Origin of the sequence: Aeromonas sp. FDAARGOS 1402 (assembly GCF_019046925.1) — a bacterium.
Classification (GTDB): Bacteria; Pseudomonadota; Gammaproteobacteria; order Enterobacterales; family Aeromonadaceae; genus Aeromonas; species Aeromonas caviae.
This window is the reverse complement of sequence record NZ_CP077201.1, coordinates 1,814,837-1,832,365: the sequence shown is the minus strand read 5'-3', so window position 1 is coordinate 1,832,365 and position 17,529 is coordinate 1,814,837. Positions and strand designations below refer to the sequence as shown.

Here is a 17,529-nt window from a genome sequence, read left to right as displayed (position 1 = left end):
CCAGTGCAACACAAGGTGATAGTGGTACTTGTGGATGGCCTGGCAGCAGAGGTAGCCCATTGCATGGGCTACCTCTGTGGCATGGTGGAGGCAGAGCGCGGCCTGCATACGACCCTGAGTGCCGCCCTGCCCTCCCTCTCCCGCCCTCTCTACGAGTGCATCCTGACCGGCGTGCCGCCGGTGGCGAGCGGCATCACCCACAACGGGGTGACGCGCCTGAGCCAACACGACTCCATCTTCCATCTGGCCCGGGCCGCGGGTAAACGCACCGCTGCGGCGGCCTACCACTGGGTGAGCGAGCTCTACAACCAGAGCCCCTGGCTGGCGGTCCGCGATCGCTTTACTCACGATGAACAGTTGCCCATCCAGCACGGCTGCTTCTACTGGGATGACGGCTACCCCGACAGCCACCTGCTGATGGACGGCGAGTGGCTGCGCAGCCAGTACGACCCCGATTTCCTGCTGATCCACCCCATGGGGGTGGACGATGCGGGCCACCAGTTCGGCCTCCATTCCCGCCAGTACCGCAATCAGGCGCGCCGCATGGACAGCCTCTTGGCCGAGCTGCTGCCCCAGTGGCTGGCGGAGGGGTATCAGGTGGTGATCACCTCGGATCACGGCATGAACAACGATCTCAGCCATGGCGGCACCCTGGCCGAGGAGCGCACCGTGCCGCTCTGGCTGTTTGGCGATGCCTTCGTCGAGCGCTGGCCGGATGGGGTGGCGATCGCCCAGACCCAGCTCTGCGCCCTGATGGCGGATCTGTTGGGAGTTCCCCACGACAAGCCGGCAGCCCCCCCGCTGCTCAAGGCGGCCTTTATGCGCGAGGTGCACTGATGATGCCTGCCACCACCGAGATCCTCGCGGATCAACAGGTGAAGCCACGCCGGGTGCGCCGCCACTGGCTGCCCGTGCTGGTGCTGCTGCCCTTTGTCCTCTTGATGATCCTGTTCCAGCTCGCCCCCATGGTGTGGGTGCTGGTGGGCAGCGTCCAGACCCCTGATGGCTGGGGTTTCGACCACTACCGGGAGATTTTGAGCTCCCCCTTCTACCTGCAATCCTTCGGCAACTCGTTGCGCATCGCCGGCATCGCCAGCCTGGCGGGGCTCGCCATCGGCACCCTCGGGGCCGCGGCGCTGCGCCACAGCGGCGAGCGGGTCAAGCGGGTGCTGCTGGCCTTCGTCACCATGACGGGCAACTTCAGCGGCGTGCCGCTGGCGTTCGCCTTCATCATCGTGCTCGGCATCAATGGTGCAGTGACCCTGCTGCTCAAATCCTGGGGCCTCATCGATGGCTTCAACCTCTACTCGGGCAGCGGCCTTATCCTGATTTACACCTACTTCCAGATCCCCCTCGCCCTGCTGCTGCTCTACCCGGCATTCGACGCCCTGCAGGATGAGTGGCCCCAGGCCGCCGCCCTGCTTGGCGCCAGCAAGGGCCAGTATGTGTGGCACGTGGCGCTGCCGGTTCTGACGCCCGCCTTGCTCGGCACCCTGATCATCCTGTTTGCCAACGCGGTGGGAGCCTATGCCTCCGCCTACGCCCTCACCACCGGCAACTTCAACCTGGTGACCATCCGGGTGGCCAGTCTGGTCTCCGGCGACATCTTCCTCGAGCCGAATCTCGCGGCGGCGCTGGCGGTGATCCTGATGGTGCTGCTGGGGGTGGTGACAGCCGCCAACCAGTGGCTGCTGAAAAAGAGCTATGTGAACAAGGGGCAATCCCATGCATGATTTGACGCCGCGCTGGCCCAGATGGGTGCTGGGGGCGCTGGTCGCCACCCTGCTGCTGCCGCTGCTGGCTACCTTTCTCTACTCCATCTCCACCCGCTGGGGGGCGACCCTGCTGCCGGATGGCTTCACCCTCGACTGGTATCTCAAGCTGTGGGGCGATCCGCGCTTTCTGGCGGCCTTTGGCCGCAGCCTCCTGGTCTGCTTCGCCACCCTGTTGCTGGGGACCCTGGTGCTGGTGCCTACCGTGCTGGTGGTGGCCTACTACTTCCCCAGGCTGGATCCCTGGATGAACCTCTTGATCCTGCTCCCCTTCGCGGTGCCGCCCGTGGTCTCGTCGGTGGGGCTGCTGCAGATCTACGCTGACGGCGTGCTGCCCATCATCGGCACGCCGTGGATCCTGATCGGGACCTGGTTCACCGTGGTGCTCCCCTTCATGTACCGGGCGCTGGCCAACAGCCTGCAAGGGGTGCCGCTCAAGGATCTGATGGATGCCGCCCATCTGCTGGGGGCGAGCAGTGCCCGCGCCTTCCTGCTGGTGGTGATCCCCTGCCTGCGCAAGGGGCTGCTGGCGGCACTGTTTCTCTCGCTCTCCTTCCTGCTCGGCGAGTTCGTGTTTGCCAACATGCTGGTGGGCACCCGTTACGAAACCCTGCAGGTCTACCTCTACAACATGCGTGCCACCTCGGGCCACTTCACCAGCGCACTGGTGATGAGCTACTTCCTGCTGACCCTGCTGCTCACCTGGGCAGCCAACAGATTTCATCGGTGAATCAACATGTTCCATCTAGAAGTGAATCAACTGCACAAATCCTACGGTGACACCAAGGTGTTCGAGGGGATTGAATTCGGCATCCGCAAGGGGGAGCTGGTGACCCTGCTCGGCCCCTCCGGCTGCGGCAAATCCACCCTGCTGCGGGCGCTGGCCGGGCTCACCCCGGTGGATGGCGGTCAGGTGCGGGTAGCCGGTGAGGAGATCACCTGGCAGGCACCCCAGAAGCGGGGCATCGGCATGGTGTTCCAGAGCTATGCGCTCTTCCCCAACATGACGGTGTGGGACAACGTCGCCTTCGGCCTCAAGATGAAGCCCCAGCCGGGGCGGGATCTCGCCGCCAGCGTGCAGGAGGCGCTAGAGCTGGTGGAGCTGACTGGCTTCGAGCGCCGCTATCCGGCCGAGCTCTCCGGCGGCCAGCGCCAGCGGGTGGCCCTGGCCCGGGCTCTGGTGGTGCAACCGCGGATCCTGCTGCTGGATGAGCCGCTCTCGGCGCTGGATGCCCGCATCCGCCGCAGCCTGCGCCAGCAGATCCGCGAGATCCAGCAGCGCCTCGAGCTCACCACCATCTTCGTGACCCACGATCAGGAGGAGGCGTTGACCCTGTCGGATCGGATCTTCCTGATGAACAAGGGCTCCATCGTCCAGAGCGGCACGCCGGAGCAGATCTATACCCGTCCCGCCAGCGAGTTCGTGGCGGGCTTTATCGGCAACTACAACCTGCTGGGTGGCGAGCAGGCCAAATCCCTGTTCGGCCCGCGCTTTCGCGGCAAGCTGGCGCTGCGGCCGGAGTCCATCACCCTGCTGCCCGCAGGGGCGGTCAGCCACGAGCCCAGCCTGCCCGGCATCGTTCGCCAGCAGCAGCTGCTCGGCAACGTCATCCGCTATCAGGTGGAGTGCGAGGCAGGGCTGTTGACGGTGGATTGCCTCAACCGCCGTGCCGGCGATCTGCTGCCGGTAGGCAGCGCCGTGACCCTGGTGGTGGCCCGGGATCAACTCTGTGAGGTAGCATAACGCCATGAATCCCATTCATTTTTCAGCCAGTACCCCGATGCTGGCAGCCAACCCGAGGAGCAGCCATGGCCCTGGCACTGTTTGATCTGGACGAGACCCTGATAGCGGGGGATTCCGCCAGCCTCTGGCTGGAGTACATGGTGGCCCAGGAGCTGGCCCCGGCGGGCATGGTGGCCGAGGAGCAGGCCATGATGTCCCTCTACCACCAGGGCAAGATGGACATGCACCAGTACATGGCCTTCACCCTGCAACCGCTGGCAGGCAGGACGCGCCAGTGGCTCGACTCCCTCTGCACCCGCTTTGCCGAACAGGTGCTGCGGGAGCGCCTCTACCCGGAGGGGCTGGCCCGCATCGAGTGGCATCGCCAGCGTGGCGACGAGCTGGTGCTCATCTCCGCCTCCGGCGAGCATCTGGTGGCCCCCATGGCGCAGATGCTGGGGATGGATCACTGCGTGGCCATCCTGCTCGACGAGGAAGCCGGCATGTTGACCGGCCAGACCCGCGGCACCCTGAGTTTTCGCGAGGGCAAGGTGGCCCGCATCAACCAGCTCTTTGCCGGAAAGGAACACCTCTGGCAGGGGAGCTTCGGCTACAGCGACTCCCACAACGATCTGCCCATGCTGCGGGCGGTGAGCCATCCCCATGCGGTCAATCCGGCCCCCGCCCTGCGCCAGTGCGCCGAGGAGCTTGGCTGGCCCCTCTGGACCTGGCAGTTGCACCCTTGATCCGCGCAATGAAGAAGAGGCCCTCAGGCCTCTTCTTTGCTCAACATGCCATCCCCTGAGGGCGAGTCGTCCCGGGGAGCCAGGGGATCCACCATGTAGATGCGATTCTTGCCGTCACCCTTGGCGCGATAGACCTCGGCATCGACCATGGTCAACAGGCTCCTGGCCCCAAGCCCGGGGGCACTCGCCACCAGGCCGCCGCTGAAGGTGATCCCAAGACCGGGTTCACGCCAGTGCAGGGAGGCCACCCCAATCCTGTACTGCTCCAGCAGCATCTGGCAGAAGTGGATGTCCGGATTGGCGAACAGCACCACCAGCTCTTCCCCGCCATAGCGGCATACCCAGCCATGATCCCCCAGCAGCTTGGCGCCAAAACTGGCCACCCGCTTGAGCACCACGTCCCCGGTCTGGTGGCCATAGGTGTCATTGATCCGCTTGAAACCGTCCAGATCGATCATGGCCAGGCAGAAGCTGTCCTGATCGAGCAGCAGCCGATTCAACCGCTCGTCGAAGAAGCGCCGGTTGTAAAGGCCGGTCAGCTTGTCGAGGTTCGCCTGCTGGCGCACCTCGTGATAATCCTTGCTCACCTCCGCCAGTTCGGCATAGACGTGCCTGAGCTCGCGCATCCCCCCCTGGTGCACCTCGTCAGGCTGGGTCCGGCTGGCCCGGATCACGGTGGAGATCTCGTCCAGCATCCGCCTGAAATAACGGGACCAGATCAGTGCCAGCACCATGTAGAGCACGCTGGCCAGCACGATGATCCCGAGCACGTTGAGGGAGGCACTCGCCACCACCGCCTGAATGCTGGAGGCGGGCAACACGCTGATCAGCACCCAGTTGTGGTCCGGCAGGCGGCTGTAGGCCACGAACTGGCGAGACGCCTGATCCAGGAAGATGCCGTCCTCCCCGCTGAAGCGGGAGAGCCAGGTCGGGTGCGTCATGGGCTTGAGCAGTTGTGAGGGATCGGGGTGGGCCAGCACCTTGCCCGACTGGTTGACGATCATCTGGTAACCGCTGTTCCACTGCCGGTTCAGCTGGGCGGAGAAGGGGGCCAGGATGGCATCCACCGCGAAGACCCCCCGCACCTTGCCCTCCTTGTCGGTGATGGCCCGCGCCAGGGCGATCACCAGCGTGCCGTTGGTGTAGTCGTAGTAGGGTTCGGTCCAGACCATCTTGCCCACATGCTGGCTGGCCAGCTGATACCAGGGGCGCACCCTGGGATCGAAGTCCGCATCCGCCTGCCATTCGGGGTAGATCAGCATCTGGCGCTCGGCGGTGCCCACATAGATGTAGATGAGATCCGCCATCACCCCCTTGTAGAGGCGCCACTCCCTGAGATAGGAGTCGGTGTTGCGCAGACGGGGGCCGCTGATGTCCTCCACCTTGACCTGGTCGTAGATGAGGGAGAACTGACGCTCCATCTCGTTCAGGTAGGGCTCGATGAAGACGTGGCGCAACTGGTGATTGGTGGCGAGCAGGCGCTGTTGCAGCTCTCGCTGCAGGCTGCGCTCCATGTGCAGGTAGTAGATGGCGCCCAGCATCAGGACGGGAATGAAGAGCAGAAGCAGGCCCAGGCGCATCCGTGCCACCAGGGACCAGGTCTTTTTGGAGACTGCTCGCTTATCCAACCCTGACTCCATGCTATCCCCTGACATCGTGTAGTGTCAGAATATCAGCCCCACCTGATGGCGTCCAAAGGGAAGCGCATCATGTGGCCAACGAGAAGGAACTGGCCTGGATGTTGAAACCGGAACTGCTGACTGCCCTCCATTACTGCGCCGTGATCACCCTGACCGGTGCCATCACCTCGGAGTATTTCCTGTTCCGGCGCGGCATGTCCATCGAGCAGGTGCGCAAGCTGCTGCTGGCTGACAGCCTGGCCGCCCTGGCCCTGCTGCTCATCTTCATCACGGGCGTGCTGCTGGTGGTCGCCCATCCCCAGCCACCGGCCATCCTGCTTGCCAATCCGGGTTACCGCACCAAGCTGCTGATGTTCTTCGCCATGGCCATCAGCTTTGGCTACCCCAGCCGGCTGTTCCACCACTGGCGCCGATCCTTGCGCCAGGGACGGGCTCCCCTTGTCTCCACCCAGCAGCAGTTCTGGGTGATCTGGATCCTTAGGGGCAACCTGCTGCTGCTCGCCCTGCTGCCCCTGCTCGCCAAGCTGGCCAGCCGCTGATCCTGCCCTCGCCCGGCAACAAATGGCTGACGACAAACGCCCCTTCTCGCAGGTATCGTAATGGCGGGGCCCGAGTGCCGCCGAGACTCTTTCTCAGGGATGATTCCGTATGCGTTCAAACATGATGTTATTGATGGCCGCCGCCATCTGGGGGCTGGGCTTCGTCGCCCAGCGTCTGGGGATGGATCACATGGGGCCCTTCACCTTCAACGGCCTGCGCTTCCTGCTGGGCGCCCTCTCCCTGCTGCCGCTCTTGTGGTGGCTCAAGTCACGCCAGCCGCCCCAGCCTGCCGGTGATCACCGCCTGCTGCTGACCGGGGGTCTCATCGCCGGCACCGTGCTCTTCTCCGCCGCCTCCCTGCAACAGGTGGGACTGCTCTACACCACGGCCGCCAAGGCGGGCTTCATCACCGGTCTCTACATCATCCTGGTCCCCGTCATCGGCCTGGCCCTGCGCCACAAGACCGGGGCCAACACCTGGATTGGCGCCCTCATCGCCATGGCCGGGCTCTACTACCTCAGCGTCACCGAGGAGTTCACCATCGGCTACGGCGATCTGCTGCAAGTGATCGGGGCCCTGTTCTGGGCCGTGCACCTGCTGGTGCTGGATCACTACTCGAACCGGGTCGCCCCCATTCGTCTTGCCGGGGTGCAGTTCGTGGTGTGCGGCCTGCTCAGCCTGGCCACGGCCTTCGTCATCGAGACCCCGACGGCGAGTGGTGCCGTGGCGGGCTGGCAGGCGCTGCTCTACGCCGGTCTGGTCTCGGTCGGCATCGGCTATACCCTGCAGGTGGTGGGGCAGCGCGGTGCCCATCCGGCCCACGCCGCCATCATCCTCAGCCTGGAGACGGTGTTCGCCGCCATCGGCGGTGTCCTGCTGCTGGGGGAATATCTGGACGAACGGGCCGTGGTCGGCTGCGCCCTGATGCTGGCGGGGATGCTCATCTCCCAGATCCGCCTGCGCTGGTGGTGGAAGTCCCGCCGCAACAAGGTGCCCAGCCAGTCCTGATATCTGCGGTGGTCATTGACCCCAAATAAAACGAGGCGCCCTTGGGCGCCTCGTTTTATTGCCGCCTGCCTAGCGCACGCTGGAGCAGAAGCTCACGTCATCCCGCAGGGGGTCATTGCTCACGCTGTGATAGAGCTCGAAGCAGGGGCCGTCCCCAAAGGCGAGCCCAGCCGCAACGATCTCGCCAATGTGCTCCTGCCAGCGCTCCCCGTACTGGCTGCGATCCGTGATGAGGTAGCGGGACTGGGCGTAGCGTCCGGCGGGGATGTGCTGGATCTCCACCTCCCCCGCCCCCAGGGTGCCCACCGGCACGCTGATGCCGATGTCGGTGCGGCACTGGGCCGGCGGCGTCACCTCGGGGTTGTCGTGGTAGATGAAGATCCACTCTCCTCCTTCCAGGCCACGGGGCGCGGCCCACTGGTGAAGGCGATGGCAGACGGCGTCATACCCTTCGCCATAGGGGCCGGTCACGCGGACATAGGCCAGGGTGCGGGCGTCCATCTCGACGGTGTTCATGGTGTTGCTCCTTGCTGATGAGTGGCCTTCAGCATAAGGGAGTACCCCTTGCCATGCGTGTCCTTCCTTGCGATCCAGGTGTCCATTCTTGCCCTTGTCGCGGCGAAACGCCCCTGGGGTGCAACCATAGTGGCGGCGAAACGCCTTGGCAAAAGCCTGGGAGCTGCCAAGCCCCGCCCCCAGGGCGATGGCGGTGACGCTGGCATCGGTGTAGCAGAGCTGCCAGGCCGCCCGCTGCATCCGCAGGCGGCGGCACATCTCGCCGGGGGCCTCCCCCACCACGGCGGTGAACACCCGGTGGAAGTGGTAGAGGGAGAGGCAGGCGCGACTCGCCAGCGCCTCGATGGAGAGATCCGGATCCTGCTCCAGTGCCCTCAGCACCGGCGTCAGGCGCTCGCGATAGTCGATCATCGGCGCACCCTGGCCATGTAGAGGGCATCCACCAGCACCCCATGACGCAGGCCGTAATCCCGGGCTACGCCCTCCTCCACAAAGCCCGCCTTGCGATAGAGGGCCAGGGCCGCCTGATTGTCGGCCCAGACCGTCAGCTCCACCCGCGTCAAGCCGAGCCAGTTGTCCGCCAGATCCAGCGCAGCCTGCATCAGGGCGGTGCCCACCCCGCGCCCGGCCCAGTCATCGTGTACCGCCATGCCGATGCTCGCCACGTGGCGGCGGCGGGGGGCAGGCTCCACCATCAGGACCAGCGCGCCCGCCACCTCCCCCTCCCACTCCGCCAGCAGGCTGTAGATGCCATCCCGCGGGGTCAGCTTCTGCTCCCACTGCTGCAGGGAGGGGAAGGGAAGTTGCAGGGTGCCCGCCTGGGCATGGGGCATGGCGTGAAGATCCCGCAGGGCGGCGGCATCTTCCGGCCCGGCGCGGCGAATGGTGATGGACATGAGACCTCCTGATTGGCTGAATCCCATCTTGCCGCAAGGCTGGCGTCTGTTTCCACCCCCATCAGCGAAACCAATCAAAGGGTTAGGCACACTCCATTGGAGCCGCTCCCCCACTTCCCCTAGTCTGGCGACTCATCACAAGGAGACCCGCCATGACCGACAAGACCCTGCGCAGCGCCAACGGCGCCCCCGTCGTCGACAACAACAACAGCCTCACCGCCGGCCCCCGCGGCCCCGTCCTGATGCAAGACATCTGGTTGATGGAGAAACTCGCCCACTTCGACCGCGAGCGCATTCCCGAGCGGGTGGTGCACGCCAAGGGCTCGGGCGCCTACGGCACCTTCACCGTGACCCACGACATCAGCGCCTTCAGCAAGGCCGACCTGTTCAACGCCGTCGGCAAGCAGACCCCGGTGTTCCTGCGCTTCTCCACCGTGGCCGGCGAGAAGGGGGCCGCCGACGCCGAGCGTGACGTGCGCGGCTTCGCCCTCAAGTTCTACACCGAGCAGGGCAACTGGGATCTGGTGGGCAACAACACCCCGGTGTTCTTCATTCGCGATCCCCTGAAATTCCCCGACTTCATCCACACCCAGAAGCGGGATCCCCGCACCAACCTGCGCAGCGCCACCGCCGCCTGGGACTTCTGGTCCCGCCACCCGGAATCCCTGCATCAGGTCACCATCCTCTTCAGCGATCGCGGCATCCCCAGGAGCCTGCGGGAGATGAACGGCTACGGCAGCCACACCTTCAGCTTCATCAACTCGGCCAACGAGCGCTTCTGGGTCAAGTTCCACTTCAAGACCGAGCAGGGCCACAGCTTCTACACCGATGAAGAGGCGGCCACCGCCGTCGGTCAGGACAGAGAGACCAGCCAGGCAGATCTGTTCAACGCCATCGAGCAGGGCGACTTCCCGCGCTGGAAGGTCTATGTGCAGGTGATGCCAGAGGCCGAAGCCCAGACCTACTCGATCCACCCGTTCGACCTCACCAAGGTGTGGCCCCACAAGGACTACCCGCTCATCCCGGTGGGCGTGCTGGAGCTCAACCAGAACCCGGACAATTACTTCGCCCACGTGGAGCAGGCCGCCTTCACCCCGGCCAACGTGGTGCCCGGCATCGGCTTCTCGCCGGATCGCATGTTGCAGGGGCGGCTCTTCTCCTACGGTGACACCCAGCGCTATCGCCTCGGCGTCAACCACGGCCTGCTGCCGGTCAACGCCCCGCGCTGCCCGTTCCACCACGGCGCCCACCGCGACGGCGCCATGCGGGCGGACAGCAACGGTGGCGCCAGCCCCAACTACCAGCCAAACCGCTTCGGCACCCAGCAGCCGAGCGAGCAGCACGAACCGGCCCTGAGTCTGGAAGGGGCTGCCCTGCACTACGATTTTCGTGACCATGACAGCGACTACTACAGCCAGCCGGGGGATCTCTTCCGCCTGATGGGCGAGGGGCAGCGCGCCCGCCTCGCCGCCAACCTGGCCCGCTCCCTCATCAATGTGGAGGATGACGCCATCGTCACGGCCCAGCTCAGGCACTTCGAGCAGGCCGACCCCGAGTACGCCAAGCGGGTCGAGCTGGCCCTGGCCGCCCTGCAGCGCTGAGTCGCAGGCAGCCAACCTCTGCAAAAGCAAAACGGGGGCCTGATGGCCCCCGTTCTCGCATGACGGTCTTGATGAATGAAAAACGCAGCCCAGGGCTCCGTTTTTCCATGCCGTATCCATCCCGGAAGCAGCGCCCTCGCGCTTCCCTCCCTTGCCAACAAGGGTTTGTACCGCCAGCTCACGGCGGCAACGACGTTGTGCACTGGCAGAGCGGCACCATTATCCACCTGTGGTAATAAACCTGCCTGCGGTAATGCACTTCTAGTCAGCAATAAAAACGGAGCCCGAGGCTCCGCTTTTCAATGCCGTATCCATCCCGGCCGCTGCGCCCTCACGCGCTTCCCGTACCCTTGCCAACAAGGGTTTGTACCGCCAGCTCACGGCGGCAACGACGTTGTGCACTGGCAGAGCGGCACCATTATCCACCTGTGGTAATAAACCTGCCTGCGGTAATGCACTTTTAGTCACCAATAAAAACGGAGCCCGAGGCTCCGTTTTTCAATGCAGTATCAATCCCGGACGGAACGCGCTTCGCGCTCTTCCCGCTCCCTTGCCAACAAGCGTTTGTACCGCCAGCTCACGGCGGCAACGACGTTGTGCACTGGCAGAGCGGCACCATTGTCCACCTGTGGTAATAAACCTGTCTGTAGTAATGCACTTTTAGTCACCAATAAAAACGGAGCCCGAGGCTCCGTTGTTCAATGCAGTATCAATCCCGGACGGAACGCGCTTCGCGCTCTTCCCGCTCCCTTGCCAACAAGCGTTTGTACCACCAGCTACTGCGACGACGTTGTGCATTGGAAGAGCGACGAGCCATTGCTTAGATCCCAGTCAAGAGAAGAAAGAGCCGCATTATGCGATAGAGATCACGCCCGTGTCTGTAGCTGGATCAAGAAAAGGCTCACTGGCCCACCCGGATCGTCCGCTGGTTGCCCTCCGGTTCACCACTCTGTGACGGCGTCGTCACCTCTCGCCAGATCAGGGGACCATTGGTCTCCATCGCCTGTTGCGGCGCGCACTCCAGCCAGAGCTCCCCCTGCTGGATACGGGCCCCCTGGGAGTATTTCTGATCCTGATACCAGCACACCCGCTCGGGCAGCGAACCAAGGGGCAGCACCAGCTCGGTGCCCACCGAGTGGCTGAGGGAGTTGGACGCCGGGGCGGCCAACGCGGGGAAGAGCCAGCCAAGGGCCAGCAGACAACCTGCACAACGGATCATGGGAATTCCTGTCACGGGGGAGTGAAAGTGTAGAGCGACCAGCAGAGCCCTCGACTTGACCAATAAATGTCGGCTCATCTGGCATTCCGGAAGCAATATGATAGCCTGCCTGCGCCCGCAAAGGCCTGTCAGGGCTCTGCCGTGGGCCCCCACCGGCATCGCCGGGTGCGGTAATGAATAACCCTTAATAATCAGGTAATTAACTGGATATGTTGTCAATGCGTATCATGCTGTTGCTCAAGGCTGCCTGCCTGAGCCTGATGTTGTCCGCCTGTGTCGCCCCCCTGCTGATGATGAGCCCCACCAGCCAGCTGATGTGGGCCCTGCTCAAGCCGCTGGTCGGTTTCGATCCGAACGAGGCCAACCTGTTCGAGCAGCCGCTGATCAAGGACAGAATGACCGCCATGCTGGGGCCCAACTACGAGAGCACCATGCAGCTGCTCAAGACCGCCGACGAGCTGCAACAGGAGGGGCCGCTCTTTTACGTGGTCTCCCGCTACGCCCCGGTGCCGGACGTGGCCAAGCAGGCCGGCATGGTCTGGAACGCCGACACCAACCAGCTCGCCGTCATGGTGCAAAAAGGTGACGGGGCGACCCAGGTCTTCGGGGAAAACCTGACGGCCGCCACCCCGACCTGGCCCAGCGCCATGCAGGGCTGGCAGTCCCAGGCCACCCCGGCCGCCACGGCCCTGACCGGTGCCGGTCAGGGGCTCACGGGCGCTGGCAGTTCTCTGCTGGGCACCATGATGGGGGGACTGCAACAGAGCGCCAGCAAGGCCCTGTCCGACTCCACCAGACAGGTGATCGGCAGTGCCGCCACCACGGCGCAGCAACAAGCCACCAAGGCGGCGAGCGACAGCGCCAAGCAAGCTGCCAGCAGTGCCGCCACCACGGCGCAGCAGCAAGCCGCCAAGGCGGCGAGCGACTCGGCCAAGCAGGCCGTCAGCAGCGCCGCCACCACGGCGCAGCAACAAGCCGCCAAGGCAGTGAGCGACAGTGCCAAGCAGGCCGTCAGCAGCGCAGCGACCATCAGTGCCGCAACCACGGCGCAGCAACAAGCCGCCAAGGCAGTGAGCGACACCACCAAGCAGGCCGTCAGCAGTGCAGCGACCATCAGTGCCGCCACCACGGCGCAGCAGCAAGCCGCCAAGGCGGTAAGCGACAGCGCCAAGCAGGCCGTCAGCAGCGCAGCGACCATCAGTGCCGCAACCACGGCGCAGCAGCAAGCCGCCAAGGCAGTGAGCGACAGCGCCAAGCAGGCCGTCAGCAGCGCCGCAACCACGGCACAGCAGCAAACCGCCAAGGCAGCGAGTGAGAGCGTCAAGCAGGCCGCCAGCAGCGCAGCGACCATCAGTGCCGCAACCACGGCGCAGCAGCAAGCCGCCAAGGCGGTGAGCGACAGCGCCAAACAGGCCGCCAGCAGTGCCGCAACCATCAGTGCCGCGACCAGTGCGCAGCAGCAAGCCGCCAAGGCGGTGAGCGACAGCGCCAAGCAGGCCGTCAGCAGCGCCACCACTACAGTGCAGCAACAAGCCGCCAGCAGCGCAGCGACCATCAGTGCCGCGACCAGTGCACAGCAGCAAGCAGCCAAGGCGGTGCAGCAACAGGGCGAGAAGCGGGAAGCGACCTCCGGCACCCTGAGCGATCAGGCCAGGGCGGATGCCGAAGCGGAGCTGGAAAAACTGCTTAACTGACTTTTTTAAGCGTCATGCCACCATAAAAACAGGCCATCACATGATGGCCTGTTGTTTATCTGACCCGTGGCAGGGGAAGATCAGAAATGGCGGTCCTGCTCGGTGGGCTTGGCACCCTTCTCTTCGCTGTGCTCGATGGCGGTGCGGATAAGGTCGACGCCGGCCCGGATGATCAGCACCCCCATGTTGACCAGCTTGACGCAGACCCACATGAAGGTGATGAGCAGGATCAGCTTGAGCACCGTCTGGAATGCCTCCAGGAAGTTCTGCTCCAGCTGGGCGGTGAGCCCGTTGGCGCTGCTCATCAGCCAGGTGTACACCTCACGCACGAAGGGGATCCGGCTCGGCATCTCCAGCACGTCCAGCGCCGCAGGCAGGGCCTGGAAGATGACGATGCTGCCAAACAGTATCAGGATGACGCCGATGGCAATCCCCAGAAAGAAACCGAACTGTCGCATGAAGAGCCCCACAATGTAGTGAATGAGAAGAACAATAGCCGCCAATACTAGGGACTGCCCGCGCAGACGGCAATCCTTGCGTCCCCGACAGGGTCGGTGCCCCCTGCAAGCCATTGCCCGGCCGTCTGATTTCTGTGACCCTTGTCCCCACTCCTTGCCCCTGGGTGTCATCATGTTTCGAGTCGTCTTCTGCCTGCTGCTGTTGCTGGGCGGTGCCCTGCCCGCCTCCCGCGCCGAATCCCCTCCCTCTGCGGCCGCCTGCGTGATCCGCCACCAGCAAGGGATCCTGCTGGTGCAGGACAGGCTCTCCTCGCGCTACAGCCTGAGCGGCGGTTACATCGACAGGGGGGAGACTCCGGAGCAGGCGGCCCTGCGCGAGCTGTTCGAGGAGACCGGCCTCCAGGGTCGCGTCACCGGCGAGCTGGGGCGCTGGCAACGGGCAAGGGTGTTCGCCTGCCAGACCCTGGAGCCCCTGCGGGTCCAGCGGGGGACGGGGTTTGTCTCCCTGCTCCAGGCCCCGGATCTCGGTGGAGAGATCCTGAACGCCAGGCTGATCGCGGCCGCCGACCTTCCCCCTGACCAGCGTCGCTTCCCGGCGCAGCTCGACTGGATAGCCCCGAGGCTGGTCGAGGTGCCCGAGAGCCAGGTGCTGAGGGTGACGGATTTCAGCGACGCGGCCAGTGCGCTGCACCGCGCCGAGTTGCCGCTGATCCAGCGCCTGCAACGGTGGTTAGGGCCGGATGCGCTCTGGCCAAGGGCGGGCAATCTGCTGGGCTCGGCCCCCTTCCAGCTGGCGCTGCTGCCCTTGCTGCTGCCCCTGCTCGGCTGGTCCAGGCTGCGCCACCTGCTGTTTGCCATGGTGCTGCTCACCCTGGTGGTGAACCTGCTCAAGGCGGGCATCGGCTGGCCCAGGCCCTTCCACCTGCAACCCGAGCTGTCCCGCCAGAGTGCCCAGGGCTTCGGCATGCCGAGCGGTCACGCCGCCTCGACCCTCCTCTACTGGGGCCTGCTGCTTGGCTGGCTGCCGGCGCTGCGGGCCTGGCAGGGGGCCCTGCTGGCCCTGTTGCTGGCCGGCGTGGCCGGGCTGGCCCGGGTCTGGCTGGGGGTCCACTTCCTCTCGGATGTGGTGGCCGGCCTTGCTCTGGGGGCCCTGCTGCTGGCACTGCGCGCCCCGCTGGCGAAGCTGGCGGCACGCCCGCTCCCCTGGGCCGGGCTGCTCATCGCCAGCGCCCTCTCGGCCTGGCTCACCCAGTCCACCGCCCTGGCCGGGCTTGCCATGTTCACCCTGGGGCTGGTATCGGGTAATCTGCTATCACTCGAACGGAGCCCCACCCCCGCCCTGCCCGCCGCGCTGCTGACCCTGGCAGGGGGACTGGTCGTGGCAGGGCTCCTGTTCCTGGTGCCCGCGCTCACCAGCAGCTCTCTGCTGATCCTCGCGGGACAAGGGTGGCTCTTTGGCTGCCTGGGGTTCTGGCTCAGCGCCGGGCTCTGGTGGTCGTTGTCCGCTATCCGTCACGGTGCCCGAACCGGGCGCTCAACCCCTCGTTAAGGGAATGCCATGAATATGAAAAAAGTGGATTTGGCCAAGATCACCCTGGGCTTGCTGTTCCTCAGCCTGCTCATCATCTCGTGCTTCATGGTCTTGCGCCCCTTCCTGCCCGCCCTGGTGTGGTCGACCATGATCACCATCGCCACCTGGCCCCTGATGCAGATGGCCCAGCGCCTGCTGTGGGGCAAGCGCACCCTGGCGGCGTTGCTGATGACCAGCATCTTGCTGCTCATCTTCGTCATTCCCCTCTTCATGACGCTGGCCAACGTGGCGGAGAAGGCCCCCATGCTCATCGAGCTGGGCACCGAGCTCAGCCAATCCCCGCCCCCCGAGCTGCTCTGGTTGCAGCAAGTGCCCCTGGTGGGCGACAAGCTCTATGAGTTTTGGCAGCAGATCCTCGCGAGCGGCGGCCAGGTGCTGTTCACCAAGCTGGCCCCCTACTTCGGCCAGACCGCTCGCTGGCTGGCGGCCCAGGCGGGCAACCTCGGCCTGCTGTTCGTCCACTTCCTGCTGACCGTGGCCATCTGCGGCCTGCTCTACCACTCGGGGGAGAAGGCGGCAGAAGGCATTCGCCGCTTCGCCCACCGTCTGGCGGGCCAGCGCGGTGACAATGCGGTGGTGCTCGCCTCCCAGGCCATCCGTGCCGTCGCCATGGGGGTGGTGGTGACCGCCCTGGTGCAATCCTCGGTGGCGGGCCTGGGCCTGCTCATCGCCGGCATTCCCTATGTCATGGTGCTGGTGGTGCTGATGTTCCTGCTGATCGTCGCCCAGATAGGCCCCTTCCCGGTGCTGCTGGCCAGCGTCGGCTACCTCTACTGGAGCGGGGACACCACCTGGGGCACCTTCCTGCTGGTCTGGTCCCTGCTGGCGGGCACCATGGACAACTTCCTGCGCCCCTTCCTCATCAAGCGCGGGGCCGACCTCCCCCTCATCCTCATTCTGGTGGGGGTCATCGGCGGCTTGCTGGCCATGGGGATCATCGGTCTCTTCATCGGTCCCGTGGTGCTGGCGGTGGGCTACACCCTGCTGGATGCCTGGATCAAGGAAGATGACCAACCGGCGACCGCTCTGGTGGAGCAGCCCAAGGCGCCGTGACGATTCATTGATCCCCGATGCAAAGAGCCGCCCCAGGGCGGCTCTTTTGTTTATTACCGTCCCATGCAGGTTCGATGAGCGAAGCGTAATCGGACGATCGAGATGCCGCTGTCCGGTGTGTCCATGAATCAGCGGCATCTGTCTGCAGGGAAATATGGATGGCTGTTATAGCGGGAGAATTGATTTACGCGAACGTCCGATTACGCCTTATGGCTAATCGAACTTAAAGCTGGTCGCGGCGTTTAGAACCAAAGTTCGAACCGGAACGCCAAAACACGAACCAGGGTTCGAATCACTCCTTCCCCTCCCCTGTTCCCTGCCGAAGGCGCCCGCCACAATGCCTGCACCATTGGAGGAGAAGACAAGATGAACGAACTGAGAGCAACACGGGCCCTCATCAGCGGCGGCGCCAGCGGCATCGGACTGGCCATCGCCGAGGCCCTGGCCAGCCAGGGGGTGGAGCTGATCCTGGCTTCCCGCCGCCTGGGGCTGCTGGAGCAGGAAGCGGCCAGACTGGAGGCACGATACGGGGTGCGAGTCATGGCACTGGCGCTGGATGTGTGCGACGGCGATCAGGTGCGGGACGGCCATGCCCGGATCCGGGGGCGGCTCGGCCCCATCGATCTGCTGATCAACAACAGCGGGGTCGGCAGCGACCACCTGGTGCAGGATCTGCCGGAATCGGAGTGGGACAGGGTGATGGATACCTGTGCCAAGGGCACCTTCCTGCTGACCCGGGCCTGCCTGCCGGACATGCTGGCAAACCGCCACGGCACCGTCATCAACATCGCCTCCCAGGCCGCCAGGCACGGCTATGCCAGGGCCAGCGTCTACTGCGCCGCCAAGTTTGCGGTGCTGGGGTTCGCCCGGGCACTGCGGGAAGAGGTGCAACACCAGGGCATCCGGGTCCACACCCTCTGTCCCGGACTGGTGCAGGTGCCGCCCCCGGCCTGTCCGGGCGATCGCAAGCCCGGCTGGCTGCAGGTAGAGGATCTGGCCGAGGCCGTGCTCTACACCCTGCGCCAACCGGCCCACGTGCAGCTCGACGAGATCGGCATGACGGGGATCTGAG

General features: G+C 65.0%; 16 protein-coding genes and 1 pseudogene. 12 read left to right on the top strand and 5 right to left on the bottom strand.

Annotated elements, in window-relative coordinates:
• The first annotated feature begins 3 nt into the window (after positions 1-3).
• The 5 genes from I6L32_RS08800 (at position 4) to I6L32_RS08780 (ending at position 4,241) form a co-directional block, all read left to right on the top strand.
• Entirely contained in the window at positions 4-837 is an 834-nt protein-coding gene (locus I6L32_RS08800) for an alkaline phosphatase family protein (protein WP_216944961.1), read from the top strand.
• Complete coding sequence (locus tag I6L32_RS08795; protein ID WP_216944960.1) at positions 837-1,733, top strand: ABC transporter permease subunit; 897 nt, start codon at positions 837-839, stop codon at positions 1,731-1,733. Before I6L32_RS08800 ends, I6L32_RS08795 begins: the two co-directional genes overlap by 1 nt.
• Complete coding sequence (locus I6L32_RS08790) at positions 1,726-2,502, top strand: ABC transporter permease (protein ID WP_039040132.1); 777 nt, start codon at positions 1,726-1,728, stop codon at positions 2,500-2,502. The genes I6L32_RS08795 and I6L32_RS08790 overlap by 8 nt, the downstream gene beginning before the upstream one ends.
• A gap of 6 nt (positions 2,503-2,508) precedes the next feature.
• Positions 2,509-3,516 (top strand): ABC transporter ATP-binding protein, encoded by a 1,008-nt coding sequence (locus I6L32_RS08785; protein WP_216944959.1) that lies wholly within the window; start codon positions 2,509-2,511, stop codon positions 3,514-3,516.
• 65 nt (positions 3,517-3,581) lie between these two features.
• Entirely contained in the window at positions 3,582-4,241 is a 660-nt protein-coding gene (locus I6L32_RS08780; protein ID WP_041214057.1) for an HAD family phosphatase, read from the top strand.
• 23 nt (positions 4,242-4,264) lie between these two features.
• Here the strand turns inward: I6L32_RS08780 and I6L32_RS08775 are convergent, their stop codons facing one another.
• Positions 4,265-5,869: a sensor domain-containing diguanylate cyclase gene (locus tag I6L32_RS08775; RefSeq protein WP_161646899.1), complete on the bottom strand. Its 1,605-nt coding sequence runs from the start codon at positions 5,867-5,869 to the stop codon at positions 4,265-4,267.
• A gap of 110 nt (positions 5,870-5,979) precedes the next feature.
• On the opposite strand from I6L32_RS08775, the gene I6L32_RS08770 reads away from it, so the two are divergent.
• Entirely contained in the window at positions 5,980-6,420 is a 441-nt protein-coding gene (locus tag I6L32_RS08770; protein ID WP_039040139.1) for a DUF2214 family protein, read from the top strand.
• Positions 6,421-6,529: 109 nt separating this feature from the next.
• Positions 6,530-7,429 carry a DMT family transporter gene (locus I6L32_RS08765; RefSeq protein WP_216944958.1) on the top strand — a complete coding sequence of 300 codons (900 nt, stop codon included), beginning with the start codon at positions 6,530-6,532 and terminating at the stop codon, positions 7,427-7,429.
• Positions 7,430-7,498: 69 nt separating this feature from the next.
• On the opposite strand, the gene I6L32_RS08760 is transcribed toward I6L32_RS08765, so the two are convergent.
• Positions 7,499-8,356 carry a GyrI-like domain-containing protein gene (locus I6L32_RS08760; protein WP_182956416.1) on the bottom strand — a complete coding sequence of 286 codons (858 nt, stop codon included), beginning with the start codon at positions 8,354-8,356 and terminating at the stop codon, positions 7,499-7,501.
• Positions 8,353-8,841, bottom strand: coding sequence for a GNAT family N-acetyltransferase (locus I6L32_RS08755; RefSeq protein ID WP_010675925.1), 489 nt, complete (start codon positions 8,839-8,841; stop codon positions 8,353-8,355). Before I6L32_RS08755 ends, I6L32_RS08760 begins: the two co-directional genes overlap by 4 nt.
• 152 nt (positions 8,842-8,993) lie before the next feature.
• Between I6L32_RS08755 and I6L32_RS08750 the strand changes: the two genes are divergently transcribed.
• Positions 8,994-10,442: a catalase gene (locus I6L32_RS08750; protein WP_216944957.1), complete on the top strand. Its 1,449-nt coding sequence runs from the start codon at positions 8,994-8,996 to the stop codon at positions 10,440-10,442.
• Between the two features lie 901 nt (positions 10,443-11,343).
• Here I6L32_RS08750 and I6L32_RS08745 read toward each other — a convergent pair.
• The gene (locus tag I6L32_RS08745) at positions 11,344-11,661 is read right to left on the bottom strand and encodes a DUF1496 domain-containing protein (RefSeq protein ID WP_216944956.1); all 318 of its coding nucleotides are present in this window, start codon (positions 11,659-11,661) and stop codon (positions 11,344-11,346) included.
• A 218-nt stretch (positions 11,662-11,879) separates the two neighbouring features.
• On the opposite strand from I6L32_RS08745, the pseudogene I6L32_RS08740 reads away from it, so the two are divergent.
• Positions 11,880-13,091: pseudogene (locus I6L32_RS08740) on the top strand (hypothetical protein); the annotation flags it as partial.
• A gap of 344 nt (positions 13,092-13,435) precedes the next feature.
• On the opposite strand, the gene I6L32_RS08735 reads toward I6L32_RS08740, so the two are convergent.
• The gene (locus tag I6L32_RS08735; RefSeq protein ID WP_010675931.1) at positions 13,436-13,813 is read right to left on the bottom strand and encodes a hypothetical protein; all 378 of its coding nucleotides are present in this window, start codon (positions 13,811-13,813) and stop codon (positions 13,436-13,438) included.
• Between the two features lie 172 nt (positions 13,814-13,985).
• Between I6L32_RS08735 and I6L32_RS08730 the strand changes: the two genes are divergently transcribed.
• The 3 genes from I6L32_RS08730 (at position 13,986) to I6L32_RS08720 (ending at position 17,528) form a co-directional block, all read left to right on the top strand.
• Positions 13,986-15,362 (top strand): phosphatase PAP2 family protein, encoded by a 1,377-nt coding sequence (locus I6L32_RS08730; RefSeq protein ID WP_216944955.1) that lies wholly within the window; start codon positions 13,986-13,988, stop codon positions 15,360-15,362.
• A gap of 9 nt (positions 15,363-15,371) precedes the next feature.
• Entirely contained in the window at positions 15,372-16,457 is a 1,086-nt protein-coding gene (gene ydiK / locus I6L32_RS08725; protein ID WP_201970231.1) for an AI-2E family transporter YdiK, read from the top strand.
• A gap of 366 nt (positions 16,458-16,823) precedes the next feature.
• Positions 16,824-17,528 (top strand): SDR family oxidoreductase, encoded by a 705-nt coding sequence (locus tag I6L32_RS08720; protein ID WP_216944954.1) that lies wholly within the window; start codon positions 16,824-16,826, stop codon positions 17,526-17,528.
• Position 17,529 lies beyond the last annotated feature (1 nt).